The sequence below is a fragment of the Demequina iriomotensis genome, from assembly GCF_000971395.1.
Taxonomy (GTDB): Bacteria; Actinomycetota; Actinomycetes; order Actinomycetales; family Demequinaceae; genus Demequina; species Demequina iriomotensis.
Genome location: NZ_BBME01000013.1, coordinates 102,188 through 128,351, shown reverse-complemented (window position 1 = coordinate 128,351; position 26,164 = coordinate 102,188). Strand labels below are relative to the sequence as shown.

Sequence of the window (26,164 nt, the reverse complement as noted above, 5' to 3'; positions counted from 1 at the left end):
AGACTGGTCCGATGCGCCTGATCTTCGCCGGAACGCCCGAGATCGCCGTCCCGACGCTGGCCGCCCTGGAGGGCGCGGGCCACGACATCGTGGCCGTGATGACCCAGCCCGACGCGCCCGGCAAGCGGGGCCGGACCCTGCACCCGTCGCCCGTGAAGGCGTACGCGCTCGAGCGCGGCCTCGACGTGTGGACGCCCGAGAAGGCGTCGGCGCCCGAGGTGGTCGCCCGGGTGCGGGACCTCGAGGTCGATGCCGCCGCGGTGGTCGCCTACGGGCAGATCCTGCGCCCGCGGCTGCTCGAGGCGGTGCGGCTCGCGTGGGTCAACCTGCACTTCTCGGTCCTGCCCACGTGGCGCGGCGCGGCGCCCGTGCAGCGCGCGATCATGGCGGGCGACGAGGTCACGGGCGCGTCCACCTTCGTGATCGAGAGGGGCCTCGACACCGGCCCCGTCATCGGCACGTTGACCGAGCGCATCCGCGCGACCGACACCGCGGGCGACCTGCTCGAGCGTCTCGCGCACCTGGGCGCGCCGCTCATGGTGCAGTCGCTCGAGGCGCTGGACTCGGGGGTCGCCCGCCCGTCCGCGCAGAGCACCGACGACGTCAGCTACGCCGAGAAGCTCAGCCGGGACGACGCCTATGTGCGCTGGGAGCTCGCGGCGCACCTCGTCGACCGGCGGATCCGGGGCTGCACGCCCGCGCCCGGGGCGTGGACGACGATGCCCGACGGCAGCGTGGCGAAGCTGGGACCCGTGTCGCCCCGACCGCAGCGCGCCGGCACGGTGCCGGGTCAGCTGCGCGAGGAGGCCGGCGAGGTCCTCGTGGGCACGGGCACCGACCCGGTCGCGCTCGGCTGGATCGCGCCCGCGGGCAAGAAGCCGATGGACGCGGCCGCCTGGTGGCGGGGCGCGCGCCTGGGCGAGGGCGCCCAGCTGGGAGAGGCATGAGCACCGCGCGCGACGTCGCCTACGACTGCGTCATGGCGGTCTCGACCGAGGGCGCCTACGCGAACCTCCTGCTGCCGTCGCTGCTCGAGAAGGCGGGGCTGCACGGTCGGGATGCGGGCTTCACCACGGAGCTCGCCTACGGCGCCTTGCGGATGCGCGGGCTCTACGACGCGATCATCGGCAAGGCGGCCGGCCGCGACGCGCGCGACCTCGATGCCGAGGTGAGGGTCGCGCTGTGGCTGGGCACGCACCAGGCCCTCGCGATGCGCGTGCCCGCGCATGCCGCCGTCAACGAGACCGTGGACCAGGTCCGTCGCGAGCGCGGCGTCGGCGCGTCGAAGTTCGCGAACGCCATCATGCGCCGCGTGACGGAGCGCGATGCCGAGGCGTGGTTCGCGATCGTCGCGCCGGGCGACTCGCGCGGCGCGATCGCGACGCGGCACTCCCACCCCGCGTGGGTGGTCGCGGAGCTCGAACGCGCGCTGGCCGAGGACGGCCGCGCGGGCGAGGTGGTGCCGCTGCTCGAGTCCGACAACTCCCCGGCCAGGGTGACGCTCGTCGCGCGTCCGGGGCTCATCGACCGCGAGGCGCTCATCCAGCAGGCCGGGGGAGAGGCGGGCGAGTACTCGCCCTACGCCGTCGTGCTGCCGGGCGGGCGGCCCGGCGACCTCGAGTCCGTCGCCGAGGCGACCGCTGCGGTGCAGGACGAAGGCAGCCAGGTGGTCGCCGCCGCGCTCGTCGCCGCCCAACCCGTGGAGCCGGGCGAACGGTGGCTCGACCTGTGCTCCGGTCCTGGGGGCAAGGCCGCGCTGTTGGGCGCCCTCGCCGCCGACGGCGCGGCGACCCTCGACGCCGTGGAGCTGCACCCGCATCGTGCCGACCTGGTCCGTCGGTCCACGCGCGCCGTGCCCGAGGGCGTGGTGACGGTGCATACCGGCGACGGGACCACGTGGGGCGAGGACGGGGCGTACGACCGCATCGTCCTCGACGCCCCATGCTCCGGGCTGGGCGCCCTGCGGCGCCGGCCCGAGTCCCGGTGGCGCCGCCAGCCCGAGGACCTCCCCCATCTGATCGAGCTGCAGCGGGCGCTCCTGGCCAACGCCGAGCGGCTGCTCGCTCCCGGCGGGCTGCTCGCCTACATCACGTGCTCGCCCGTGGTCGCGGAGACCCGCGAGATCGTCGCGGGCTCGAGCCTGCGTCAGCTCGACGCGCGCGAGGCGGTCGCGGCCGTCACCGGCACCGCAGCACGGCTGTGGGGCCCCGGCCCGCACGTCCAGCTGTGGACCCACGTCCACGGCACGGACGCGATGTTCCTCGCGCTGCTGGAGAAGCCCGCGGCCTGATCAGCCGGCGGCCTTGCGCACCAGGGCGCGCAGCGCATCGTCCACCTGGTCGTTCATCTCGATGATCGCGAAGGCGGTCGCCCACATGGGGCCGTCGTCGAGGCGGGCGTCCTCGTTGAAGCCGACGTGGCCGTAGCGCGTGCCGAACTTCGACGCGGGCTGGTAGAACACGACCACCTTGCCGTCGCGCGCATACGAGGGGAAGCCGTACCAGGTCTTCGGGGCGAGCTCGGGGGCCTCCTCGGCGACGATCAGGTGCAGCCGCGCCGCGACGTCCCGGTCGACGCCGTCGAGCGCCTCGATGGCCTCGACGCAGGCCTCGAGCTCCTTGGCGAGCCGTGCGGCGCCCTTGAGCCCCTTCGACGCGCGCAGCTCCTCGGCTCGCTGCTGCATCGCGGCGCGCTCGGCGGCGGAGAATGCGCTAGCCATGGTCGACCTCCTGGAGGCGGATGAGGTTGCCCGCGGGATCGCGGAAAGCGGCGTCGCGGACGCCGTACTCCTGGGCGATCGGCTCCTGCACCACGTCGACGCCCGCGGCCTCGAGGCGTGCGAACTCGCCGTCGAGGTCCCCGGTCGCGAGGTTGATGCCGAAGTAGGAGCCCTTCGCGATGACCTCGAGCAGCATGTCGCGCTCCGCGTCGCTGAACTCGTGGCCCACGGCGGGCGGGTGGAGTACCACCGCGGTGTCGGGCTGCCCGACCGGTCCGACGGTGATCCAGCGCATGGCGCCGTGGCCGACGTCGAGGCGGACCTCGAAGCCGAGCACGTCGCGGTAGAACGCGAGGGACGCCTCGGGATCGAGGTGAGGCAGGAAGCTCGAATGGATGCTGATGCTCATGCCCACCAGGCTACGGAGCCGTCGCCGCTCCCGCTTCTCGATTCCTGACCGGTCGCGTGATCCGGCGCGCGATGCACGGGGCCATGCCCGGCAGCACCTCGGCGCCGGCGGCGCGATACGCGCTCGGCGACACGCCGACGAGCTCGGCGAAGCGCGTGCTGAACGTGCCGAGCGACTGGCAGCCGACCGCGAGGCTCACCTCGGTGACCGTGAGGTCGCCGCGTCGCAGCAGCGTCATCGCACGCTCGATGCGGCGGGTCATGAGGTACTGGTAGGGCGTCTCGCCGTACGCGCGCCTGAACTGGCGGCTGAGGTGGCCGCTCGACACGTGGACGCCGCGCGCGAGCGACTCCAGGTCGAGCGGCCGCGCGTACTCGCGGTCGATCCGGTCACGCACGCGCCGCATGAGGACGAGCGTCTCGAGGTCCATACCCGCGATCCTGCCACCGCGCGCTACGCTCGCGATGCGCGGCGGGCGGCCGCGCCCGGCGAAGGAGCATGCGATGCCGTACCAGGACATGGGCCCGCAGGAGCTCGCCTCGTACCGGTCGGCGGCGGTCGAGCCCGCCGACTTCGACGCGCGCTGGGCGGACACGCTCGCGCAGGCCCGGGCGCACGACCTCGCGCTCGACGTCGCACCGGTCGCCCACCCCCTCGCCGCGATCGACGTGAGGGACGTGACGTTCGCCGGCTTCGGGGGCGACCCCATCAAGGCGTGGCTGTTGACGCCGCGCGGCGCCACGGGCGACCTGCCCGTGGTGGTCCAGTACAACGGCTACGGCGGCGGGCGCGGGCTTCCCCACGAGCGGCTGTTCTGGTCGGCCGCCGGCTACGCGCACCTGGTGATGGACACGCGCGGGCAGGGCTCCGCGTGGGGATCAGGCGGCCATACGGCCGACGCGTCGGGCGGCGGTGACGCCGCCGGTCCCGCGCACCCGGGCTACATGACGCGAGGCATCCTCGACTTCGACTCGTACTACTACCGCAGGGTCATCACCGACGCCGTCCGCGCGGTGGACGCGACGCGCCTGCTGCCGGGCGTCGACCCGGCGCGCATCGTGGTGGCCGGCGCGAGCCAGGGAGGCGGCCTCGCGATCGCGGCGGCGGGCCTGACCCCGGTGGCGGCGGCGCTGGTCGACGTGCCGTTCCTGTGCGACATCGAGCGGGGCATGGACGTGGCTGACGAGGACCCCTACCAGGAGGTCTGCCGCTACCTCGCCGTCCACCGCGAGCATGAGGAGCGCGCCCTCGCGACGCTGCGGTACGTCGACGGCGTCCACCATGCGCGTCGCGCGAGCGCACCCGCGCTGTTCTCCGCCGCGCTGCGCGACCCGATCACCCCGGCATCGACGGTGTACGCGGCCTATCACGCGTGGGGAGGCGATGCGGAGATCGCGACGTACCGCTTCAATGGACACGAGGGCGGCGAGCTCTACCAGCAGCGCCGCCAGGCCGCCTTCCTCGCCGACCTCTGGAGCTGAGATGACCGTCCCCGCGGTGACCGTGCCGGGCTCCGGCGACCACCTCGCCGCCCAGCGCGCGGACCTGCTCCGCTTCGCCGCCGGCGCCGCGCGCCCCGAGGGCTTCGGCTGGCTCGACGACGACGGCCGGGTGGATGCCTCGCGGCCCGTCGAGCTGTGGATCACGTGCCGCATGACGCACGTCGCGGCGCTCGGCGCCCTGGCCGCCGAGCCGCCCGCGCTGGGCGGTCCCTCGCGCGACGCGCTGCTCGCCTCGGCCGCGCACGGCGTCGCGGCGCTCACGGACGGCCCGCTGCACGATGCGGCCCATGGGGGCTGGTTCGCGGCGGCCGACGGCGGCGTCCCGACCGACACCGCGAAGCAGGCCTACGGCCACGCCTTCGTGGTCCTCGCCGCATCGTCCGCCGTCGCGGCGGGCGTGCCGGGCGCCGATGCGCTGCTGGAGGACGCGCTCGCGGTGTCGCTCGCGCGCTTCTGGGACGAGGCGGAGGGCCTGTCGGTCGAGGAATGGGACGCCTCGTGGTCCGTCCTCGACGGCTACCGCGGCGTCAACGCCAACATGCACACGGTCGAGGCCTACCTGGCCGCCGGCGATGCGACGGGGGACGATGCGTGGCATCGGCGCGCGGCGCGCATCGCCGCCCGGGTGGTGGGCTGGGCCGCGCACAACGGCTGGCGCATCCCCGAGCACTTCGACGCGGAGTGGACGCCGATGCTCGAGCATCACCGCGACGAGCCCGCGCATCCGTTCCGTCCCTACGGCGCCACCGTCGGTCACGGCCTCGAGTGGGCCCGGCTGCTGCTCAGCGTCGAGGCCACGCTGGGGGAGGCGGCCCCGGGCGGGCTCCGTGACGCCGCGCTAGCGCTGTACGACCGAGCGGTCGCCGACGGCTGGGATGCCGACGGCGCGCTCGGGTTCGTCTACACGACCGACTGGGACGGACGGCCGGTGGTGCGGGAGCGCATGCACTGGGTGCTGGCCGAGGCGGTCAACGCCGCCGAGGCCCTTCGCCAGGCGACCGGACAGGCGGTCTACGCCGAGGACGCCGCCCGTTGGTGGGCCTACGCCGACGCCCACCTCATCGACCATCATCGGGGCTCATGGCATCACGAGCTCGACCCCCACAACCGGCCCGCGGGCTTCGTGTGGCCCGGCAAGCCCGACGTCTACCACGCGTACCAGGCGGCGCTGCTCCCCGAGCTGCCCATCGCGCCGTCGTTCGCGACCGCGCTCCGTGATCGGGGCGGCCTGACGCGCGGCTAGGCTCTCCGCATGGGCATCCAGATCGCGCCGAGCATCCTCTCCGCGGACTTCGCCAACCTCGAGCGCGACATCCTCGCGGTCGCCGACGCGGACTGGCTCCACGTCGACGTCATGGACGGGCACTTCGTGCCCAACCTCACGCTGGGCCTGCCCGTGGTGCAGCGCATCGCGGAGGTCTCGCCGCTGCCCATCGACGCGCACCTCATGATCGAGGATCCCGATCGCTGGGCGCCGCGCTACGCCGAGGCCGGGGCGGCCTCGGTGACGTTCCACCTCGAGGCCGCCGCCGACCCGCGCGCCATCGCCGCGGATCTCCGCTCGCTGGGCGCCCGCGCCTCGTGCGCGATCAAGCCCGGCACCCCGGTGGAGGACGTCCTGCCGCTCCTCGACACGCTCGACATGGTGCTCGTCATGACGGTCGAGCCGGGCTTCGGCGGCCAGGAGTTCATGGAGGGCATGATGCCCAAGCTGCGCGCGCTGCGGGCGGCCTCCGACGCCGCGGGACGGGACCTGTGGATCCAGACGGACGGCGGCATCGCGCGTGCCACCATCGCGACCGTGGTCGAGGCGGGCTGCGACATCGTGGTCGCCGGCTCCGCGATCTACGGCGCCGCCGACCGGGCCGCCGAGATCGCCTCGCTGCGCGACCTCGCCCAGGCGGTGGACCATCGCTGACCCCATGATGCGAGCCGTCGAGCTCGCCGCGAACGGTCCGGCCTGGGGCCCGAACCCGCGGGTCGGCTGCGTGATCGTGGGCGCCGACGGCGCGGTGCTGGGCGAGGGCTGGCACCGCGGCGCCGGCACGCCGCACGCCGAGCCCGCCGCGCTGACCGATGCGCGTGAGCGGGGCAACGACGTCGCCGGCGCGACGGCCTACGTGACGCTCGAGCCGTGCTCCCACACGGGCCGCACCGGGCCGTGCACCGAGGCGCTCGCCGCCGCCCGCATCGGCGCGGTGCGCTACGCGGTCGCCGATCCCAACCCTCAGGCCGCCGGCGGGGGAGAGGTCCTCCGGGCCCGCGGCATCGACGCGGCCCACGCCCCGCTCGACGCCGCGGCGGCGCTCAACCGACGCTGGCTCGGCGCGGTCGAGCGCGGACGTCCGTGGGTGATCGCCAAGTGGGCTCAGACGCTCGACGGGCGCACCGCGGCCGCGGACGGCACCAGCTTCTGGGTCACCGGCGAGGAGGCCCGCGCGCACGCGCATGGCGTCCGCGCCGAGGTCGACGCGATCCTGGTCGGCACCGGCACCGTCCTGACCGACGACCCGTCGCTGTCGGCGCGTCCGCCGCACGTCGAGGACCCGCATCAGCCGCTGCGTGCCGTCATGGGCCTGCGCGACACCTTCGGCGCGAAGGTGTGGCGGGACGAGGACGCGATCGCCGTGCGCTCCCACGATCCCCGCGACGCCCTCGCCGCGCTCGCCGCGCGCGAGGTGCGTACCGTGGTGGTCGAGGGGGGCGGCACCATCACCAGCGCGTTCCTGCGTGCGGGGCTCGTCGACGAGGTCCACGCGTACATCGCACCCGCGATCCTGGGCTCCGGCACGAACGCCGTGGGAGACCTGGGAATCGCCACGATGAGCGGGGCGTTGAGGGGGCGGGACGTGACGGCGACCGCCCTGGGCGTCGATACGCTTGTCACCGCCTTCTTCCAGAGAGGACCGCAGTAGATGTTCACCGGCATCGTCGAGTCCCTCGGCACCGTCACCTCCGTGACCGGCACCGAGGCGACCTCACGGCTCACCATCGAGGCCCCCGGCCTCACCGATCTTGTCCACGGCGAGTCCATCGCCGTCCAGGGCGTGTGCCTCACCGTCGCCTCCCACGAGGGCAGCACGTGGACCGCGGACGTCATGCGCGTCACGCTCGAGACCACGGCGCTGGGCGACCTGACCGCGGGTGACCGCGTCAACCTCGAGCGCGCCACGCCCGCGGGCGGTCGCCTGGGCGGCCACATCATGCAGGGCCACGTGGACGGCGTCGCGACGCTCGTCGCGCGCGACTCCCAGCCCGAGTGGACCGACCTCACGTTCGAGATCCCGGCCGAGCTCACCCGCTACGTGGTCCGCAAGGGCTCGATCGCGCTCGGCGGCGTGTCGCTCACCGTCGCGGAGATCGACGAGGCGCGGGTCACCGTCTCGCTCATCCCGACGACGCTCGCGGAGACCACCTTCGGCGCGATCGCCGTGGGCGACCGCGCGAACGTCGAGGTCGACGTGGTCGCCAAGTACGTCGAGAAGCTCGTGGCGGCGCACGCATGAGCGTCGACGTGATCGCGCTGGTCGAGCGCGCCCTCGCCGACATGCGCGACGGCAAGCCCGTGCTCGTGTCGGACTCGCGCGACCGCGAGGACGAGGCCGACTTCATCATGGCCGCGCAGACCGCGACCGTGGACTGGATCGCGTGGGGCATCCGCCACTCGAGCGGCTACCTGTGCGCGCCGATGCCGACCGAGCGGGCGGACGCGCTCAACCTGCCGCTCATGGTGCCGTCGAGCCAAGACCCGCGCCGCACCGCGTACACGGTCTCCGTGGACGCGGCCGTTGGCGTCACCACCGGCATCTCGGCCGCGGACCGCACCGCGACGCTCACGGTGCTTGCGAACCCCGACGCGACCCCCGAGGACCTCATCCGTCCCGGCCACGTGCTTCCGCTGCGCGCCGTGCCCGGGGGCGTCCTGCATCGTCCCGGCCACACCGAGGCGTGCGTCGACCTCGCCCGCCTGGCGGGCCTCGAGCCCGTCGGCGTCATCGGCGAGATGGTGAACGACGACGGCACGATGATGCGCCAGGGCGATGCGTCCGCGCTCGCCGAGCGCGAGGGGCTGACGTTCCTCACCATCCAGGACCTCATCGAGTACCGGCGCGCGGTGGGCGACCTCGCGCCGCCGATCGCGCCGCGCCCCGAGCGCGTGCTGCACCAGGGCGAGGCGCGCCTGCCCACCCGGCACGGCGAGGTGACGGTCCACGCGTACCGCGACGCCCGCACCGGCGACGAGCACGTCGCGCTCGTGGTGCCGGCGAAGGACGGCACCGTGCCGTACGTGCGGATCCACTCGGAGTGCCTCACCGGCGACGCGTTCGGCTCGCTGCGCTGCGACTGCGGCCCGCAGCTGGACGCCGCGATCGCGCGCATCGTCGAGGACGGCGGCGCGGTGGTGTACCTGCGCGGCCACGAGGGCCGCGGCATCGGCATCGCGGCGAAGGTGCAGGCGTACGCGCTCCAGGACCAGGGCTTCGACACGGTCGACGCCAACACCCACCTGGGCCTGCCCGTGGACCGTCGGGAGTACGGCGCCGCCGCGTCGATCCTGCATGATCTGGGCCTGACGCGGATCCGCCTGCTGACCAACAACCCGGCCAAGGTCGAGGGCCTGCGCGCGTCCGGCATCGACTGCATCGAGCGCATCCCGCACCGCGTGGGGGCGCATCCGGAGAACGAGACCTACATCCGCACCAAGATCGAGCGGATGGGACACCTGTGGGGAGACAACGCATGAGCGGAGCAGGAGCACCGACCGTCGCGGTCGACGCGAGCGGGATGACCGTCGAGATCGTCGCGAGCCAGTGGCACACCGCGGTCATGGACGGGCTGGTCGCCGGCGCGATCCGCGCCGCGGAGGCCGCCGGCGCGTCCTACCGCGTGACCCGCGTTCCGGGCGCGTTCGAGCTGCCTGTGGTCGCGGAGGCGCTGGCCCGCACGGGCGTAGACGCCATCGCGTGCCTCGGCGTCGTGATCCGCGGCGGCACGCCGCACTTCGAGTACGTGTGCGACGCCGTCACGCGCGGGCTCACCGACGTGGCGCGCGTCCACGCGACGCCCGTCGGGTTCGGGATCCTCACCACGGATGACGACGCGCAGGCGCTCGACCGCGCCGGCCTGCCGGGCTCGAGCGAGGACAAGGGCGCCGAGGCCGTCGAGGCGGCCCTCGCGACCGCGCTGGTGATCCGCGGCCTCTGACCTGCTGGTGCCACGCGAGCCGATAGGCTGGCTCGCGTGAAGACGTTCGACAGCCTGTTCGAGGAGTTGCAGCGCCGCGCCGTGGAGCGCCCCGAGGGTTCGAGCACCGTCGCGATGCTCGACAAGGGCGTCCATGCGATCGGCAAGAAGCTGGTTGAGGAGGCCGCGGAGTCCTGGATGGCGTGCGAGCACCAGACGCCCGAGGAGGCCGCGGAGGAGATCTCGCAGCTGCTGTACTGGGCCCAGGTGATGATGGTCGCCAAGGGCCTCTCGCTCGACGACGTCTACAAGAACCTCTAGGGAGAGAAGTGCTCCGCATCGCCGTGCCCAACAAGGGCTCCCTGTCCGAGCCCGCCGTGCAGCTCCTCAAGGAGGCCGGGTACCAGCAGCGCCGCGACCCCCGCGAGCTGGTGCTCGTGGACGAGCGCAACAACGTCGAGTTCTTCTTCCTGCGCCCCCGCGACGTCGCGGTGTACGTCGGCGCCGGCACGGTCCACGCCGGCATCACCGGCCGCGACCTGCTCATCGACTCGGGGGCGGACGCGGTCGAGCACCTCGAGCTCGGCTTCGGCGGCTCGACCTTCCGCTACGCGGCCGAGCCCGGGGTCGCCGCGTCGATCGCGGACGTCGACGGCAAGCGCGTCGCGACGTCGTATCCGCGCCTCGTGGACGAGCACCTGCGCTCGCACGGCGTCACGGCGAGCGTCGTCCGCCTCGACGGCGCCGTCGAGTCCTCGGTGCGCCTCGGCGTCGCCGATGTGGTCGCGGACGTCGTGTCGACGGGCACCACGCTGCGGGCCGCGGGCCTCGAGATCTTCGGCGAGCCGATCCTCAGCTCCGAGGCGATCCTCGTCCGTGCCCAGGACGCGCCCGTCGATGACATCGCGATCCTCACGGGCCGCCTGCGCGGCGTGCTGACGGCGCGCAAGTTCGTGCTCGTGGACTACGACGTGCCGGCGGACAGGCTGGACCAGGCCATCGCCGTGAGCCCCGGCTTCGAGGCGCCGACCGTGACGCCCCTGCACGGGTCGGATTGGCACGCCGTCCGCGTGATGATCCCGCGCAAGGAGATGAACCACATCATGGACGCGCTGTACGCCGTGGGCGCGCGCGCGATCCTCACCACCGAGCTGCTCGCGGTCAGGGTCTGATGGCGGGCGTCGGGAAGTCCCAGCGCCTGCTCAACCTCATCATCGGCCTGTCCAGCACCCGGCACCGCCTCACGCGCGACCAGATCCGCGACACCATCGAGGGCTACGACCCGCTGCCGTACGGCGCTTCCGACGAGGACCGCGCCAAGGCCGAGGCGAGCTTCGAGCGGATGTTCGAGCGTGACAAGAAGGAGCTGCGCGAGCTCGGCGTGCCCATCGAGACCGTCGAGGATCCCGTCCACGGCGATGAGATCGGCTACCGCATCCGTCCCGCCGAGGCGGCGATGCCCGCCCTGGACCTCACGGCCGCGGAGCTCGCGGTCGTGTCGATCGCGGCGGACTACTGGCGCGGCGCCGTGCTGGGCGGCGACGCCCACCAGGCCGTCATGAAGCTCGCGTCCTCGGCCGAGCACGGTCCGCGCGTCGAGCTGCCCTTCGCGGCCCTGCCCGCGGTGTCCAGCGAGGCCTTCGGCGTGCTGGTCGAGGCGGTCGCGGACCGCCAGACGGTGCGCTTCGAGTACTCGTCGGTGAGCTCCGGCGCCGGCACGCGCACCGTCGACCCGTGGCGCGTGGTGCTCCGCGCGGGGGTCGCCTACGTCATCGGCTTCGACCGCGACCGCGAGGCGCCGCGCACCTTCCGGGTCCAGCGCATCGGCGGCGCGGTGCGCACCGTCGGCGCCCCGGGCGCGTTCACCGTGCCCGCGGACATCCCGCTCGGCGCGCTCGCCGAGAGCGAGGACCTGCACGAGGCTCGTGTGGCGCTGCGCCCCGAGTCCGGGCACGCCCTGCGTCGGCGCGGCGACGCCGCCGGGGTCGACGACGGCTGGGAGCTGTACGACGTCACGTACGCCCACGGCGACGCGCTGGTCGCCGAGGTGCTGGCACTCGCAGGCGGGGCGCGCATCGTCGCCCCCAAGGCGCTGGCCGATGCGGTGGTGAAGGCCGCGAGCGCGGCGCTGGAGGTGGAGAGTGCCTGAGCAGGCGACGGACCGGCTGGTGCGGATGCTCGGCATCCTCACGTACGTCGAGCGCCACGGCGATACGCCGTTCGCCGAGCTGGCCGAGCACTTCGGGGTGTCGGTCGCGCAGGTGCGCGGCGACATCAACGCGCTGTGGGTGGCCTCGGAGCCGGGCGACTCGTGGGCGCCCATCGACTTCTCGCCCGAGCTGTACGACGAGGACATCGCGTCGCTCACCCTCAACGACGCCCTCACCCAGGTGCGGCTCTCGCCGCGCGAGGCGGTCGCCGTGGTGGGCGCGCTGTCGACGATGGGCGCCGCCGGAGCGCTGCCCGAGGCGGGCGCCCAGGTGCTGGCGAAGCTGAGGGAGGCGCTCGAGGAGCCGGTCACCGTGGTCGGTGAGGATCACATCGGAGACGAGATCCGCGAGCCCCTGCTGGAAGCGATCCGTCGCTACCGGCGCGTCGAGCTTGAGTACGTCGACGCGCTCGACCGCAGGTCGACGCGCGTGGTGGACCCGCACCGGCTCGTGGTGATCGACGGTCACGCGTACCTCGAGTGCTTCTGCAGGCGCGCGCAGGACTACCGGGTGCTGCGGCTCGACCGCATCGCGACGGCGACGGTGCTCGAGGGTGCGATCGAGCACCCGCCCACCGACACGGCGGGCTTCTCGCTCACGCCCGCGTTCCGCGCGACCGTCGTGGTCGGCCGTGCCGGTCGCTTCGCGATCGAGGACATGCCGGGGGTCGCGATCGAGGACGCGGACGATGCGGTGGTGGCGACGTTCGACGTGGTCGACCCGGCCTGGGCGGCCGGTCGGCTGCTCTCGGTCGCGCCTCACCTGCGCTCGGTGGAGCCGCGTCGGCTCGCCGACGCGCTGCGGCGTCAGGCGACGGCCGTGCTCGACGTCCAGCGCTAGACTGACCGTCAGTCATCCCCGAAGGAGCCCGCGCGCATGCGTTACCAAGAGATCCTGATCATCCTGCTGATCGTGCTGCTGCTCTTCGGCGCGCCCAAGCTCCCGCAGCTCGCGCGCTCGCTCGGCCAGTCGATGAGGATCCTCAGGGACGAGACGAAGACGGACTCGCAGGAGACCGGCGGCGAGACGGAGAGCAAGCCCGCGGCGACGCCCGCGGACGATCCGCGTGACAGCGAGAAGTAGCGCGCGCCGGGGCAACCCGGAGGCGCGGATGTCGCTGGCCGACCATCTGCGCGAGTTCCGCAAGCGGCTCATCCTGTCCGCGGTCGGCATCATCGTCGGCATGGTCGGCGGCTGGCTGCTGTACCCGGCGATCTTCGAGTCGCTGCTGGACCCGATCGTGTCGATCGCCGAGCGTGACGACTCGTTGGTCACGGTGAACTTCAGCGGCGTCGCGAGCGCCCTCGACATGCAGATCAAGGTGTCGGTGGTGCTGGGCATCGTGCTGTCGGCGCCGTGGTGGCTCTATCAGCTGTGGGCGTTCGTCGCCCCGGGCCTGCACCAGCGCGAGAAGCGCTACACCTTCGCCTTCCTCGGCAGCGCGATCCCGCTGTTCTTCAGCGGAGTCGCGGTCGCGTGGTGGGTGCTGCCCCGTGCGGTCGAGATCCTCATCTCCTTCACGCCGGAGGGGGCGGCGAACCTGCTCGACGCGCAGACGTTCCTCACGTTCGCGATGAGGCTGATCCTCGCGTTCGGGCTCGCCTTCGTGTTCCCGGTCATCATGGTGGCCGTGACGTGGGTCGGCATCGTGCAGGCGCAGACCTGGCTGCGCGGCTGGCGCTGGGCGGTGTTCCTCATCTGCCTCGCCGCCGCGGTGCTGACCCCCACCCCGGACGCCGTCACCATGATGGTGATGGCCGTGCCGATGGTGATGCTGTACTTCGGTGCGGTGGGCGTGTGCCTGCTGCGTGACAGGGCGGTGCGACGGAGGGCTGCTTGAGAACCATCGGGATCATCACCAATCCGACATCGGGGTCGGGTCGGGGAGTGCGACGGGGAGCCGAGGCCAAGGCCGCGCTCGCCGCCGGCGGTCACCACCTGATCGACCTCTCGCGCGGATCCTGGGCGGCCTCGTACGAGGCTGGCATGGCGCATCGTGACAGCCTCGACGCGCTCGTCGTGGTGGGCGGCGACGGCATGGCGCACCTGGGTCTCCAGGTGTGCGCCGAGCACCGCCTGCCCCTCGGCATCGTCGCGGCGGGCTCGGGAGACGACATCGCGGCGGCCATGGGGCTGCCGCGCCACGACATCGCCGCCTCCGTCGCGCGCATCGAGGCGGGGCTGCGTGGCGAGACCGTCGCCATGGACGTCGGGAAGGTCGACGGCGCCGCGATCGAGGAACCCGGGCGACCCCGCTACTTCGGGGCGGTGCTGTCCGCGGGCCTCGACGCCGCCGTCGCCTCGTTCGCGCGCGGCATCTCGTTCCCGCGCGGGCCCCTCAAGTACAAGGTCGCGACGCTGCGCGAGGTCCCGCGCTTCCGTCCCTACGGCGTCCGCCTCACGGCGGACGGTCGCGAGCGGACCCAGACCTGCACGCTCGTCGCGGTGGCCAACGCCCGCGTGTTCGGCGGCGGGCTCGTGATCTCGCCCGAGTCGCGCGTGACGGACGGGCGCCTCGAGCTGGTCACGGCGGAGGCGATGTCCAAGCGCGACATCGCGCGGCTGTTCGCGAAGCTCAAGGACGGCAGCCACGTCACCGACCCTCTGGTGCGGATCGAGCAGGTCGACTCGGTGAGCATCGTCGCGGACGCCTCGGGCGCGCCGCTGCCGGCGGCGTTCGCCGACGGAGAGCTCGTGGGCGCGACGCCCGTGACCGTCACCGCGGTGCCCGGAGCGGTCGCCGTCCTGGGCGGCCGCGCACAGTAGCCTGACGGCATGACCAGCCCCGCCGAGCGCTATGCGGCGGCGCGTGCCCGCACGCGCCACGCCGACCTCACCGAGTTCGAGGGCGAGCTGGCGTTCCCCCTCGACCCTTTCCAGCGCGAGGCCTCCGAGGCCGTCGCCGAGGGGCGGTCGGTGCTGGTCGCGGCGCCCACCGGCGCGGGCAAGACCCTCGTGGGGGAGTACGCGGTCCGCCACGCCTTCCGCCGCGGGGAGAAGGCGTTCTACACGACGCCCATCAAGGCGCTGTCCAACCAGAAGTTCCACGACCTCGAGCGCGCCTACGGACCCGCGAACGTGGGCCTGCTGACGGGGGACACCACCATCAACCCGGACGCCGACATCGTGGTGATGACCACCGAGGTGCTCCGCAACATGATCTACGCGGGATCGAGCACCATCGACCGGCTCGGCGTGGTGGTGCTGGACGAGGTCCACTACCTCGCGGACCGGTTCCGCGGCTCGGTGTGGGAGGAGGTCATCATCCACCTGCCCGAGCGCACGTCCATCGTCGCGCTGTCGGCAACCGTGTCCAACGCGGAGGAGTTCGGCGCGTGGCTGCGCGAGGTCCGCGGCGACACGGCCGTGGTGGTCTCCGAGCATCGTCCCGTGCCGCTGTGGCCGCACGTGCTGCTGCGCGAGGGGATCTACGACCTGTACGCCCCGGGCGTCGACCCGCAGGATCCGGGACTGGCGCCGCGGCTCAACCCCGAGTTCGAGGCGGTCGCCAAGCGCGCGCGCTTCGACGACCGGCGCGGCCCGCGCGCCGGCGCCCACCCGACGAGGGGCCAGCGCCGTCCCGCCGCCCGCCGGTCGCCGCCGCGCTTCGCCGTGGTCGACGTGCTCGACCGGCAGGCCCTGCTGCCCGCGATCGTCTTCATCTTCTCCCGCGCGGGCTGCGAGGACGCCGCCGACCAGGTGCGCGCCGCCGGCATGAGCCTCACCACCGAGGCGGAGCGCCGCCGGATCGCGGATGTGGTCGAGCGCCGCTGCGGCGCGCTCCCTCCCGAGGACCTGAGCGCGCTCGGCTACCCGCACTGGCGGGACCGCCTCGAGGCGGGCATCGCGGCGCACCACGCCGGGATGATCCCGCTGTTCAAGGAGGTGGTGGAGGAGCTGTTCGCGGCGGGCCTCATCAAGGTCGTGTACGCGACCGAGACCCTTGCGCTCGGAATCAACATGCCCGCCCGGTCGGTGGTCCTCGAGAAGCTGGTGAAGTGGGACGGCCAGGGCCACAAGGACCTCACGGCGGGGGAGTACACCCAGCTCACGGGCCGCGCGGGGCGGCGAGGCATCGACGTCGAGGGGCACGCCGTGGTGGTCGAGCATCCCGGCTTCGACGCCACCCAGCTGGGCCGGCTCGCCTCGCGACGCACCTATCCGCTGCTCAGCTCCTTCCAGCCGACGTACAACATGGCGATCAACCTGCTCGCGCAGCTGGGCCTCGAACGCGCGCGCGAGGTCCTCGAGATGTCGTTCGCGCAGTACCAGGCGGATCAGTCCGTGGTGGGCAAGGCGCGCAAGGCGCGCGAGCTCGAGTCGACCCTCGCGGGCTACGCCAAGGCGGCCGAATGCGACCGCGGCGACTTCATGGCGTACGCGGCGCTGCGGGAACGGCTGGGCCGGCTGCAGAAGCAGGCGTCCAAGGTCGCCTCGCGCGCCCGCCAGGAGGCCACCGCATCGTCCCTCGCCGCGCTGCAGCGAGGCGACGTGGTGCGCGTGGGCGGCGGGCGACGTGCCGGCCTCGCGACCGTGGTCCAGCCGGACGACGACCCGGTGGCGCCGCGCCCGCTCGTGGTGACCGAGCACGCCCGTGTCCACCGCCTCGCCATCTCCGAGCTCCACCACGGGCTCGAGACCGTCGGGACCGTGCGGATCCCGCGGCGCTTCGACGCACGCAACGCGCGCAGCCGGCGCGAGCTCGCGCAGGTGATGGACGAGGCGCGGGGCGGATTCGAGCTGAGGCGTGCGAAGCGGCGGCCTCCCGAGGCGACGGCGGGCGAGGCCGCGGAGCTCGAGGTGCGGCGCGCGATGCGCGAGCACCCCTGCCACCAGTGCCCCGACCGCGAGGCTCACGCCCGGTGGGCGGAGCGCTACCACCGCACCCTGCGCGACAAGGACCGCGTGGTCGGCGAGATCGAGCGCGCGACCGGCTCGATCGCCAAGGTGTTCGACCGCAGGCTCGCGATCCTCGAGGAGCTCGGCTACGTCGAGCGGACGGAGGGCGTGCCGGAGCTCACGCGTGCGGGCGACATGATGCGCCGCCTCTACGCGGAGAACGACATCGTCATCGCGGAGGCGCTGCGGACGGGCGCCTGGGAGGGCCTCCACCCCGCGGCGCTCGCCGCGGCCGTGTCGACGCTGCTGTACCAGGGGCGTCGCGAGGACGAGGCGCGGGCGCCGCACGTGCCGGGCGGGCCCTCCGGCGTGCTCGGGCGCGCCCTCAAGGACACCGTGCGCCTGTGGTCGACGGTCGACGACCTGCAGAAGGCGAAGGGTCTGCCCGACCTTCCCGCGCCCCATTGGGGCATCGTGGGCCCGATCCACGGCTGGACGCAGGGCAAGGGGCTCGACGTGGTCCTCAAGGGATCGGAGATCGCGCCGGGCGACATGGTGCGCTGGTGCAAGCAGGTGATCGATGCGCTCGACCAGATCGCGGACGTCGCGCCGAGCGCGTCGGTCAGGGCGGCGGCGGTCAGCGCCATCAAGACGATCCGCAGGGGCGTGGTGGCGTACTGAGGCATCGCGTCGCCCTTAGGCTTGCCTGGTGCTGACCGGACTGAGGAACCTCCTGCTCGCCGTGGTCGCAGGGGCCGGTCTCAACCTCGCGTTCCCGGACACCGGCTGGTGGTACCTCGCGCCCGTGTCCGTCGGCCTGCTGTGGTGGGCGCTCGAGCGGGCCACGGCCTGGTCGGGTCTCGCGCTCGGCTGGGCGTACGGCGTCGTCTTCCTGCTCCCTCACCTGTGGTGGGCGAACTACGCGGTCGGGCCCATCCCATGGATCGCGCTCAGCGTGGCCGAGGGCCTCGCGTGGGGCCTCGTCGGTGCGGCCTGGGCGCACGTGCGCAGGTCCGGCATCCTCGAGGCGCATCGGTGGGCGCTCGCCCCGGTGTTCGCGCTGCTGTGGGTGGGGGCGGAGCAGCTGCGCGGCATGGTGCCGTTCGGAGGCTTCCCGTGGGCGCGCATCGGCTACGCCCTGGTCGACGCCCCGGTCGCGCGGCTCGCATGGCTGGGCGGCGTGCCGCTCGTGAGCCTCGCCATCGTGCTCGCGGGTGCCCTGCTGGGCCTGGCCTGGCAGTCGGCGCGGACGCGTCATGCCGTGACGGCCGCCTTCGCGCCGGTGCTCGCCATCGCGCTGCTCGGCGTGGGCTACCTGGTGCCGCTCGACAACCAGGCGCAGTCGGGCACGATGCGCGTGGGCGCCGTCCAGGGGAACGTCCCGGACCGCGGCCTCGACTCCTTCTCGCAGGCTCGGGAGGTCACCGCGAACCATCTCGCGGAGACCCTGGTGCTCGCGGAGGCGACGGCGGACGATCCCGTGGACCTGGTGGTGTGGCCCGAGAACGCCTCCGACATCGATCCGCGCGTCGACGCGGCCACGCAGACCGCGGTGGAGGAGGCGATCGCGGCGACGGGCGCCCCGCTCCTGCTGGGCACGGTCGACTACACGCCGGTGGACGGCCGCTACAACACCATGCTCGCGTACGACGCGGACGCGCAGATCGTCGACACCTACTCGAAGCAGCGCCCCGCACCCTTCGCCGAGTACGTGCCGCTGCGGAGCATCGCGCGGCAGGTCGCGCCGATCGTCGACCAGGTGACCGACATGCTCGCCGGCAGCGGCGCCGCGACGGTGGAGATCCCCGTCGCCTCGCTCGACCGCAGCGTGCGGATCGCGACGCCGATCTGCTTCGAGGTCGCCTACGACTCGATCGTGCGCGACGCGATCGCGAAGGGCGCCGAGCTCCTGGTGGTGCCGACCAACAACGCCACCTTCGGACGCACCGCCGAGAGCACGCAGCAGCTGCAGATGTCGCGCATCCGCGCCATCGAGACCGGGCGGTGGACCGTGCAGATCTCGACCGTGGGCGTGAGCGCGGTGATCGACCCCAGCGGGCGGATCGTGGACGAGACCGAGCTGTTCGACGCCGCGTCCATGGTGGAGCGCGTCGGGCTGCGGACCGAGCTCACGCCCGCGGTGAGGATCGGTTGGGCCCTCGGCTGGGCGCTATTGATCGGGCCCGCGGCGATCGCGCTCGTCGCGGCAGGCCGGCGCGTCGCGGGGAGGTACGACTGGTGACCCGGACGCTCGTCATCATCCCGACCTACAACGAGCGGGACTCGCTGCCGCGGCAGCTCGATGCCGTGCTCGACGCCGCTCCCGAGGTCGAGGTGCTCGTGGTCGACGACGGATCGCCGGACGGCACGGGGGACTGGGCCCAGGAGCGTGCCGGTCGGGACCCGCGGGTCCACGTGCTGCGCCGGACCGCGAAGGAGGGCCTGGGCGCCGCATACCTCGCGGGCTTCGCGTGGGGCCTCGACCGCGGCTACGAGCTGCTGTGCGAGATGGACGCGGACGGATCGCATCGTGCCCAGGACCTGCCCGCGCTGCTCGCCCGCGCGGGCGATGCCGACCTGGTGATCGGTTCGCGGTGGGTCGCCGGGGGAGAGGTGGTCAACTGGCCTCGCCATCGCCGGGTGCTGTCGACCGGTGCGAACACGTATGTGCGGCTCGCCCTCGGGATCGCCGTGCGCGACGCGACCGCCGGCTTCCGCGTGTACCGCGCGGCGGCCCTGCGTGGGCTGGGCCTGTCGGAGGTCGAGTCGCAGGGCTACTGCTTCCAGGTGGACATGGTGTGGCGGATCCTGCGCGCGGGCGGCACCGTGGTCGAGGTGCCCATCACGTTCGTCGAGCGTGCGGCCGGCCAGTCGAAGATGTCCGGCGCGATCATCCGCGAGGCGCTGGTGAAGGTGACGCTCTGGGGCATCGCGCATCGCGTGCGGCAGGCGGCGTCGCTGCTGCGGCGCCGGGCATGACGAAGGGCTCCGCATCCACGGAGCCCTTGGTCGGTCGGGTAGGTCAGCGACGGCTGGCGCGAAGCACCTCGAGGCGCTCCTCGAGCAGCTCCTCGAGCTCGGGGATGGTGCGACGCTCGAGCAGCATGTCCCAGTGGGTGCGCTGAGGCTTCACGTCCTTCTGCTCGGGACGGTCGCCGTCGCGCAGCAGCGCGAGCGCGCCGCAGTGGCACTCCCACGACAGCGGCACATCGGCCTCGACGGAGAAGGGCATCGCGAGGACGTGCCCGTTGGGGCAGTCGTAGTGCACCTCGACGCGCTCGGCGAGCTCGGCGTGGTGGATCGACTCCATCGACTGGGTTCCCAGCCGCATTCCTCGAAGCGCGCGATCGGCCATGGCGTTCTCCTTCCGGCAGGCGGGATGACCTGCACACGGTCCCTAACGAACGCTATTGCACCGTTGTTCCTGATGTCGCGGCGAAAGCAGGGGAGAGGCGCGCGCTCCGGGGCCAGCCCAGGCATGTGCATGCTTCGGCAGGAAAGCGAGATATTCAAGGCATCGAGACATTTCACACGCTCGCGGCTGTATTCACGCATGAATTCGGGTCGAAGCGCCGACTGAGGCGATGTGACGATCACCATAGCGCGGTGGCCCATATTCGCGGAGATTTGGCGTCGAAACCCCTAACACACCTGGTATTAACCACTCCAATTAGGTTATCGGCGCGCGACGCGCCCGGATTATCCGCCCCTCCATGCATGGCGAATTCGGCTTTATGCTCCGGGCCATGCCCATGTGGAATACGCGCAGGATGCGCGTCGATAGCAAGGGCCTTGAGAAGGACGGCGGAGCCGACCTGCTCATGGCCACCGGGGTCGCGAGAGCGGCCGTCGCGACGATGCTCGCCGCCGTCCTCACCGTGATGCTCGCGCCCGCGAGCACCGCGGCCTACGATCTGGGCGGTTCACCGCATGCCGCGAGCGGCACGGCCTCCGCCCGGACCGCCCGCGTGATGGAGACCGCGCCACGCATGGCGCGCACCTCGACCGCCGCGACGCAGCGTGGCACGTATGCCGCCGGCAGCAGGATCACGCTGGTGTGCTACCGCTACGGCGGCGAGGCCTTCGGGCGAGGGAGCGCGAACATCGCGGGCGGGTTCAGCAAGCTCTGGTACCGGGTGTCCGACGGCTTCTTCGTCGCCGACGTCCACCTCGACACGGGCAGCAACCGCCCCGTCACGAACAAGTGCCCGTTGCTCAACTCGAATGTCAACGTGTCGACGTCCTCCTGGCAGCAGATCACGGCTAAGCGGACGGGCGCGCACGTCGCGATCAAGGCGTCGAAGGCGAGAGACGGGGTCTCGGTGAGGCCGCTGCGCGCGACGGGTGCGAGCACGCAGAAGTTCCGGTTCGTCCGCGACGTGTTCGGCAACTACCGCATCGTCAGCGCGACCAGCCGCTCCCAGGTGGTCACGGTCAGGGGTGGCGCCAGCGCCTCCGACGCGGGCGCCGGGGTGGTCACCAAGAAGTGGCGCGGCCTCGACAGCCAGCGGTGGCTGGTGCGCAAGGTGCCGGGCACCGGCGACGTCACGCTGCGGCCCATGTCGAATCCGCGCCTGTGCCTCACCGTGCCCAAGAGCGGCACGGCGAGGCTCACCGTCGCGAGCTGCGGCAAGAAGGGTCAGTGGTTCAACCTCGACAGCGCCGGCACGGCATCGACTTATGTCAACTCGGTGACGAACTACTACCGCGCCACCTACGGGGCGTCGATCGCCGCACCCGGCGGCAAGTACCGCGGCATCTGCCACGGGCTCACCGAGAACTTCATGGCCAAGGTCTACGGCATCGAGGTCGACAACCTCGGCGACTATGTGCCGGGCGGCGGCGACGGCGCGGGCAAGCTGACGCGCCGCGGCCTGACGTGGCACGCGACCAAGTCCGCGGCGGGCCTGAGGACGGGCGACATCGCGGTGTTCAGGTCGCGCACCGCGGGCGCGCTGGGTCACGTGGGTATCTGGTACGAGGGCCGGCTCTACGATCAGAACAACCACACGCGCGGCTACTTCGAAACGGCGCGGGTGTCGCCGTACCCGGTGTCCGGGATGCAGCTGGTCGGGTACTGGCGGGGCTGATCCGCCACCTCCGTATAACGCCGATAATGCGCATTATGTCATTCCGTCGTCGTGAGGCGCCGGAAGGGGCCTTCCCTTCCGGCGCCTCGGGCGCGGCGGTCGGATGGACGATGCGAACGGCACGCTGATCCGTCACGGCATGCCTGCGCGGATCGCGGGTCACGCCGAGTCGGGCCGCGATGACGTCGCGCCGGGCGGCGACGTCGCACATGCCTCGCATGGCGGATCCGTCGGGCGACAGCGGATGACGCGCGGCGAGGCGTCGCGCCCGCATGGACGTCCCGATGCCCGCCCAAGGGCATATCTACCAGGTGTGTCATATCTGCAGGGGGCACCGCTCCCCCGCACCCGCCACGCCGTATCGTGGCGTTATGCCTGGTATATGAGATGCGCCGGTATGATCGTCCCACCGGCGCATCCGTGCGCACCACCCTGAGAAGGCTGGAGGAACCCGCGATGACCTGTGAAGTCGACGCACCGAACGTCCCGACCGGGGCCGCCGATGACGTGGTCGAGCTGTCGTCCCGCTGGCGCGAGCATGCCGCGAGGTTCACGTCGGCGCGGGCGCAGCTCCCGCACGGCGACGGCGCGTTGCTGGTCGACCGTGCCAGCGCGGTGGTCCTCACCGCTCCGCATGGCACGCCGCACTACCGTGCGGGCGCGATGAAGCAGGCCGACCTCCACACCGGCTCGCTCACGCTCCTCGCCGGCGAGGTCGCCAATGTGTCGACGGTGGTCTCGGCGGGGGCGCGTGCGGAGTGGGACACCTGGGACGAGCGCGACGACGAGTTCACGCGGCACCTGCGGGACCTGCGCGAGCCCGCGCGGATGCTCATCGACATCCACGGCATGGGCGACCACCACGGTCCCGACTTCTGCCTCGGCACCGGACCCCGGCCGGGCGCACTCGAGGAGCTCGCGGTCGAGATCCTGCGCACGGAGCTCGAGCCGTTCGAGGTCGCGGTGGACGCCCCGTTCGACGCGCGACCCCACTACACCGTGACCAGCCTCGCGCAGCGCCACCTGGGACTCGCGGGGCTGCAGATCGAGGTGGCTGCGCGGTGGCGCAGCCCTCGTGACGAGGCTGCGGCGCCCGCGGTGTCCGCGCTGGCCCAGGCCCTGACCGCCGTCGACGAGCGCATCCGCGAGGCCGCCTGATCCGCCACCGCACTCGGCATCGCTACCGTGAGGTCATGCGCCTCCCGCTCGTGATCCTCGTGGGCGCCGTGCTCGCCGGATGCTCGGGCCCGACGCCCACGGTCCCGACCGACGTCTCGGCACGTCTCGACGCGGTCGACGCCGCCGTCGACGACTGGTCCGCCGCATCGTCCCTCGCTGCGGCCCACGAGGCCGCCGAGCGTGCCCGCAACCTTGTGGTCGGACCGGCCGGCCCTCTCTACGGTGACGCCGACGGCGATGGCACCCTCGCCGGCGAGGCGAGCGAGGGCCTGCTCCCCGGGCTCGACGGCTCCCCCGGCATCGCCGAGCCTGCCGTCAACGCCTGCGTCGACCGTGACGTGCTCGGCGGATCGTGGGTCGATCCGCGGGCGCGCTGGCAGGAGGCCACCGAGGCGATCGATGCCTGGTCGCCGACCTCCAACACCTTCCCGGCGCTCCCCTCGCATCCGCAGCGGGTGGTCGGTTGGGCCACCCTCACGCTCGAGAGCGACGACCCCGACGAGGCGCACGAGTACGCGGGTCATGCTCGTCTCCACGTGGACGTCACACGCGCCGCGTTCGAGGCCTGCCGTGGGTGACGGGAGCCAAGCTCACCCCTACCAGGCCCCATGACACTGCGTGCCTAGTGCGGAGGTCCCTCGCGTCCGATGCCTCCCGTTCGTACGATGCTGTCCATGCCGCTCGACGAGACCGTCCCCTCCCCTGTGCTGCGCGCCCTCGCGGCGTGTGCGGTCGACGCGCCGCCCGAGGACCTGGCACGACTGTCGCGCGACTCAGACCCGCGGGTCCGTCATGCGGCCGTGCGTCACCCGGCGCTGTCCCCGCGGGCGATGCTCGAGGCCGCCCGCTTCGCCGATGCGCCCACGTGCGAGATGCTCGGCGAGAACCCGGCACTGCCGGTCGGCGTGGTGCGCCTGCTGGCGTCGCACCTCGCGGACGAGGTCCGGCTGGTGGCCGCGCGGCACCCACGGCTCGACCTGACGACGCTCGAGCGGCTCGCCGAGGACAGGTGCGCGTTGGTGCGCGCCGTCGCGGAGGCGGCGCTGACCCGCAGGCTTCGGGGCCTCGCGACCGCGTGACGCGGCGCCCGCGACCACCGATCAGCGGTGCCGGCGGTGGTGGTTCTGCCACGCGACGGTGATGGTGCCGGCGAGGCCGCCCAGCACGAGCGCGATCATGAGGTAGAAGCCGGGCTCGAAGGAGCCGGAGGCGGTGCCGAGGGTGGAGGCGGACGCCAGTGCGACGGTGAACATGAACTCTCCGTTGAGTCGTTCTGCGAGGGTCGATGGATCGCATCGGCCTCGCTGCCAGGCGGGGACCTGCTCCCAGGATATGACCCCGCCCCCGTGGCGCCCAAGCGCGTGTGAGGCGTGTCTCAGGCGTCCTTCGGCTGCGGGTAGAACGCGAGCGTGAGGACCACGGCGATGCCGAGTCCGACCAGCTGTGCCGCGATGAACGGCGCCACCGATCCCGGCGCGATGCCCGCGAAGGTGTCCGAGAACACACGCCCGACGGTGACCGCCGGGTTCGCGAACGAGGTCGAGCTGGTGAACCAGTAGGCGGCGCCGATGTAGGCGCCGACCGCGGGGGCGGCGAGCGCTCCGCGCCCGCTGCGCGCGAGGCTGAAGATGAGCACCACCAGGAACGTGGTGGCGACCACCTCGCCGACGAGGTGCCCGCCCGTCGCGCGGTCGGTGGTGGAGATCTCCGTGCCCACCTCGAACATGACGTTGGCGAGGACGGCGCCCATGACGGCTCCGACGGTCTGCGCGAGCACGTACGCGCCCGCGCGCCGGACACCGGGCCCGTGGCCTGTGCGGCGCGCGAGCAACCAGTCGGCGGCGGTCACCACCGGGTTGAAGTGCGCGCCCGACACCGGGCCGAGCATGAGGATCAGCACGGTGAGCCCGAGCGCCGTGGCGATCGCGTTCTCGAGAAGCTGAAGGCCCACGTCCCCCGGCGACAGCTGCTGCGCCGCGATGCCCGAGCCGACCACGACGGTGACGAGCAGCGCGGTGCCGACCAGCTCCGCGGCCAGCGCGCGCAGCGTGGACCGGCTCACGCCTCCACCAGCCGCGCGGCGATCGCGTCGAGCGCGCCCGGCACCACCGCGAAGTAGGCCCAGGCGCCGCGCTGGTCGCGCGCGAGGAGTCCCGCGTCCGTCAGCACCTTGAGGTGGTGGGACACGGTCGGCTGGGCGAGGCCGACGGGCTCGGTGAGGTCGCACACGCAGGCCTCTCCCCCGCGAGACGACGCCACGAGGGACAGGAGCAGCAGGCGAGTCGGGTCGGCGAGCGCCTTGAGGCGCCGGGCAAGATCGACCGCGTCGTCGGCGGACCGTGGCTCCTTCACCAGCGGCAGGCCGCACGCGGCGTTCATGTCGGAGAGCGGGATCACGCCTCGATGCTAGGGGATATCGATGGCTGTCGATATCCCCTCATCCGGCGCGGCGCGGGTCAGCCCTCCGCGATCGCCTCGAGCTGCGCCGCCACCTCCTCGGCCCAGTCACGGACCGCGGAGAAGTCGCGGAAGTCGCCCTTGGGCGGGTTGAGCACCTTGATCAGCGCCTTCTCCCCCACGTTGAGCTTGTCCCAGTCGAGCGCGCCCGGGAAGCGGGCGTGGTCGTGGGCGCCGATGTCCTTCGCGAAGCCGTCCGCCTCGTCGAGGGGCTGACCCGGCTCCACCACGGTCTCCATGCCCACGGAGAAGAGCCACACGTCCTTGTCCTTGAGCTCGGCCAGGTGCTCCTTGACCAGATAGGAGGCGTCTCGCCGCCAGAGGCCGCCGTAGACGGCGGAGCCGAGGATGACCGCTTCGTAGTAGTGGATGCCCTGGACGTCGCACGCGTCCTGAAGGTCCACCTCGAAGCCGTGGCCCTCGATGTCCTCCGCGATGCGCTGCGCGACCTCGCGCGTGGCTCCGTACTTCGATCCGACCGCTACCAGCACCTTCATGGTGACCTCCTCCGGGGTGAACGGCACCATCGTCCCGTGGCGCGGCGCCGCCGCGACGGGACGATGGTCCCCGACCAC

The 26,164-nt window shown here is 72.8% G+C and carries 31 protein-coding genes; 23 read left to right on the top strand and 8 right to left on the bottom strand.

Annotated features, from left to right (window positions below):
• Positions 1-11 precede the first annotated feature (11 nt).
• Positions 12-947 carry a methionyl-tRNA formyltransferase gene (gene fmt, locus AOM09_RS08550; protein WP_062386840.1) on the top strand — a complete coding sequence of 312 codons (936 nt, stop codon included), beginning with the start codon at positions 12-14 and terminating at the stop codon, positions 945-947.
• Positions 944-2,290, top strand: coding sequence for an RsmB/NOP family class I SAM-dependent RNA methyltransferase (locus AOM09_RS08545; RefSeq protein WP_062386837.1), 1,347 nt, complete (start codon positions 944-946; stop codon positions 2,288-2,290). Before fmt ends, AOM09_RS08545 begins: the two co-directional genes overlap by 4 nt.
• On the opposite strand, the gene AOM09_RS08540 is transcribed toward AOM09_RS08545, so the two are convergent.
• From AOM09_RS08540 to AOM09_RS08530, 3 genes are read right to left on the bottom strand one after another with little or no spacing between them, the layout of a single operon-like run.
• A complete protein-coding gene (locus tag AOM09_RS08540) occupies positions 2,291-2,719 on the bottom strand; it encodes a hypothetical protein (protein ID WP_062386833.1) in 429 nt (142 codons plus the stop codon).
• Positions 2,712-3,128 carry a VOC family protein gene (locus AOM09_RS08535; protein WP_062387032.1) on the bottom strand — a complete coding sequence of 139 codons (417 nt, stop codon included), beginning with the start codon at positions 3,126-3,128 and terminating at the stop codon, positions 2,712-2,714. Before AOM09_RS08535 ends, AOM09_RS08540 begins: the two co-directional genes overlap by 8 nt.
• 10 nt (positions 3,129-3,138) lie before the next feature.
• Positions 3,139-3,558 (bottom strand): helix-turn-helix transcriptional regulator, encoded by a 420-nt coding sequence (locus tag AOM09_RS08530; RefSeq protein ID WP_062386830.1) that lies wholly within the window; start codon positions 3,556-3,558, stop codon positions 3,139-3,141.
• A 73-nt stretch (positions 3,559-3,631) separates the two neighbouring features.
• Between AOM09_RS08530 and AOM09_RS08525 the strand changes: the two genes are divergently transcribed.
• Genes AOM09_RS08525 through AOM09_RS08445 form a run of 17 tightly spaced genes read left to right on the top strand, consistent with a single transcriptional unit; the run spans position 3,632 to position 19,842 of the window.
• On the top strand, positions 3,632-4,609 hold the full coding sequence (locus AOM09_RS08525) for an acetylxylan esterase (RefSeq protein ID WP_062386827.1): 978 nt from the start codon (positions 3,632-3,634) through the stop codon (positions 4,607-4,609).
• Position 4,610: 1 nt separating this feature from the next.
• A complete protein-coding gene (locus AOM09_RS08520; protein ID WP_062386825.1) occupies positions 4,611-5,873 on the top strand; it encodes an AGE family epimerase/isomerase in 1,263 nt (420 codons plus the stop codon).
• Positions 5,874-5,882: 9 nt separating this feature from the next.
• Positions 5,883-6,548 (top strand): ribulose-phosphate 3-epimerase, encoded by a 666-nt coding sequence (gene rpe, locus AOM09_RS08515; protein ID WP_062386820.1) that lies wholly within the window; start codon positions 5,883-5,885, stop codon positions 6,546-6,548.
• Between the two features lie 4 nt (positions 6,549-6,552).
• The gene (gene ribD / locus AOM09_RS08510; RefSeq protein ID WP_062386818.1) at positions 6,553-7,545 is read left to right on the top strand and encodes a bifunctional diaminohydroxyphosphoribosylaminopyrimidine deaminase/5-amino-6-(5-phosphoribosylamino)uracil reductase RibD; all 993 of its coding nucleotides are present in this window, start codon (positions 6,553-6,555) and stop codon (positions 7,543-7,545) included.
• The gene (locus AOM09_RS08505) at positions 7,546-8,136 is read left to right on the top strand and encodes a riboflavin synthase (protein WP_062386816.1); all 591 of its coding nucleotides are present in this window, start codon (positions 7,546-7,548) and stop codon (positions 8,134-8,136) included.
• Complete coding sequence (gene ribA / locus AOM09_RS08500) at positions 8,133-9,374, top strand: GTP cyclohydrolase II (RefSeq protein WP_174452918.1); 1,242 nt, start codon at positions 8,133-8,135, stop codon at positions 9,372-9,374. The genes AOM09_RS08505 and ribA overlap by 4 nt, the downstream gene beginning before the upstream one ends.
• Positions 9,371-9,835 (top strand): 6,7-dimethyl-8-ribityllumazine synthase, encoded by a 465-nt coding sequence (gene ribH / locus AOM09_RS08495; protein ID WP_062386813.1) that lies wholly within the window; start codon positions 9,371-9,373, stop codon positions 9,833-9,835. The genes ribA and ribH overlap by 4 nt, the downstream gene beginning before the upstream one ends.
• Before the next feature lie 36 nt (positions 9,836-9,871).
• Entirely contained in the window at positions 9,872-10,135 is a 264-nt protein-coding gene (locus AOM09_RS08490) for a phosphoribosyl-ATP diphosphatase (protein WP_062386811.1), read from the top strand.
• An 8-nt stretch (positions 10,136-10,143) separates the two neighbouring features.
• Positions 10,144-10,986, top strand: a complete 843-nt coding sequence (gene hisG / locus AOM09_RS08485) for an ATP phosphoribosyltransferase (protein WP_062386808.1) — start codon at positions 10,144-10,146, stop codon at positions 10,984-10,986.
• Positions 10,986-11,963, top strand: coding sequence for a helix-turn-helix transcriptional regulator (locus AOM09_RS08480; protein ID WP_062386806.1), 978 nt, complete (start codon positions 10,986-10,988; stop codon positions 11,961-11,963). The genes hisG and AOM09_RS08480 overlap by 1 nt, the downstream gene beginning before the upstream one ends.
• A complete protein-coding gene (locus AOM09_RS08475) occupies positions 11,956-12,864 on the top strand; it encodes a helix-turn-helix transcriptional regulator (protein ID WP_062386804.1) in 909 nt (302 codons plus the stop codon). Before AOM09_RS08480 ends, AOM09_RS08475 begins: the two co-directional genes overlap by 8 nt.
• A 36-nt stretch (positions 12,865-12,900) precedes the next feature.
• Positions 12,901-13,107, top strand: coding sequence for a twin-arginine translocase TatA/TatE family subunit (gene tatA, locus AOM09_RS08470; protein WP_062386802.1), 207 nt, complete (start codon positions 12,901-12,903; stop codon positions 13,105-13,107).
• 28 nt (positions 13,108-13,135) lie between these two features.
• Positions 13,136-13,864, top strand: coding sequence for a twin-arginine translocase subunit TatC (gene tatC / locus AOM09_RS08465; RefSeq protein ID WP_062386799.1), 729 nt, complete (start codon positions 13,136-13,138; stop codon positions 13,862-13,864).
• Entirely contained in the window at positions 13,861-14,790 is a 930-nt protein-coding gene (locus tag AOM09_RS08460; protein WP_062386796.1) for a diacylglycerol/lipid kinase family protein, read from the top strand. The genes tatC and AOM09_RS08460 overlap by 4 nt, the downstream gene beginning before the upstream one ends.
• Before the next feature lie 9 nt (positions 14,791-14,799).
• A complete protein-coding gene (locus AOM09_RS08455) occupies positions 14,800-17,544 on the top strand; it encodes a DEAD/DEAH box helicase (protein WP_062386793.1) in 2,745 nt (914 codons plus the stop codon).
• Between the two features lie 28 nt (positions 17,545-17,572).
• A complete protein-coding gene (gene lnt / locus AOM09_RS08450) occupies positions 17,573-19,105 on the top strand; it encodes an apolipoprotein N-acyltransferase (protein WP_062386791.1) in 1,533 nt (510 codons plus the stop codon).
• Positions 19,099-19,842, top strand: a complete 744-nt coding sequence (locus AOM09_RS08445; protein ID WP_062387025.1) for a polyprenol monophosphomannose synthase — start codon at positions 19,099-19,101, stop codon at positions 19,840-19,842. Before lnt ends, AOM09_RS08445 begins: the two co-directional genes overlap by 7 nt.
• Before the next feature lie 43 nt (positions 19,843-19,885).
• Here the strand turns inward: AOM09_RS08445 and AOM09_RS08440 are convergent, their stop codons facing one another.
• Positions 19,886-20,218: an RNA polymerase-binding protein RbpA gene (locus AOM09_RS08440; protein WP_062386788.1), complete on the bottom strand. Its 333-nt coding sequence runs from the start codon at positions 20,216-20,218 to the stop codon at positions 19,886-19,888.
• Between the two features lie 391 nt (positions 20,219-20,609).
• Here AOM09_RS08440 and AOM09_RS08435 point away from each other — a divergent pair, with 391 nt between their 5' ends.
• From AOM09_RS08435 to AOM09_RS08420, 4 genes are all read left to right on the top strand, one after another.
• Positions 20,610-21,953, top strand: a complete 1,344-nt coding sequence (locus AOM09_RS08435) for an RICIN domain-containing protein (protein ID WP_169747635.1) — start codon at positions 20,610-20,612, stop codon at positions 21,951-21,953.
• 456 nt (positions 21,954-22,409) lie between these two features.
• Positions 22,410-23,111 carry an N-formylglutamate amidohydrolase gene (locus AOM09_RS08430; RefSeq protein ID WP_062386782.1) on the top strand — a complete coding sequence of 234 codons (702 nt, stop codon included), beginning with the start codon at positions 22,410-22,412 and terminating at the stop codon, positions 23,109-23,111.
• A 35-nt stretch (positions 23,112-23,146) separates the two neighbouring features.
• Positions 23,147-23,710: a hypothetical protein gene (locus tag AOM09_RS08425; protein WP_062386779.1), complete on the top strand. Its 564-nt coding sequence runs from the start codon at positions 23,147-23,149 to the stop codon at positions 23,708-23,710.
• A gap of 96 nt (positions 23,711-23,806) precedes the next feature.
• Positions 23,807-24,211, top strand: coding sequence for a hypothetical protein (locus AOM09_RS08420; RefSeq protein WP_156162303.1), 405 nt, complete (start codon positions 23,807-23,809; stop codon positions 24,209-24,211).
• A gap of 21 nt (positions 24,212-24,232) precedes the next feature.
• Here the strand turns inward: AOM09_RS08420 and AOM09_RS15200 are convergent, their stop codons facing one another.
• From AOM09_RS15200 to AOM09_RS08405, 4 genes are all read right to left on the bottom strand, one after another.
• Positions 24,233-24,385: a hypothetical protein gene (locus AOM09_RS15200; RefSeq protein WP_156162302.1), complete on the bottom strand. Its 153-nt coding sequence runs from the start codon at positions 24,383-24,385 to the stop codon at positions 24,233-24,235.
• 122 nt (positions 24,386-24,507) lie between these two features.
• Positions 24,508-25,194: an aquaporin gene (locus AOM09_RS08415; RefSeq protein ID WP_062386774.1), complete on the bottom strand. Its 687-nt coding sequence runs from the start codon at positions 25,192-25,194 to the stop codon at positions 24,508-24,510.
• A complete protein-coding gene (locus AOM09_RS08410) occupies positions 25,191-25,511 on the bottom strand; it encodes an ArsR/SmtB family transcription factor (RefSeq protein WP_062387022.1) in 321 nt (106 codons plus the stop codon). The genes AOM09_RS08415 and AOM09_RS08410 overlap by 4 nt, the downstream gene beginning before the upstream one ends.
• 77 nt (positions 25,512-25,588) lie before the next feature.
• The gene (locus AOM09_RS08405) at positions 25,589-26,164 is read right to left on the bottom strand and encodes a flavodoxin domain-containing protein (protein ID WP_062386771.1); all 576 of its coding nucleotides are present in this window, start codon (positions 26,162-26,164) and stop codon (positions 25,589-25,591) included.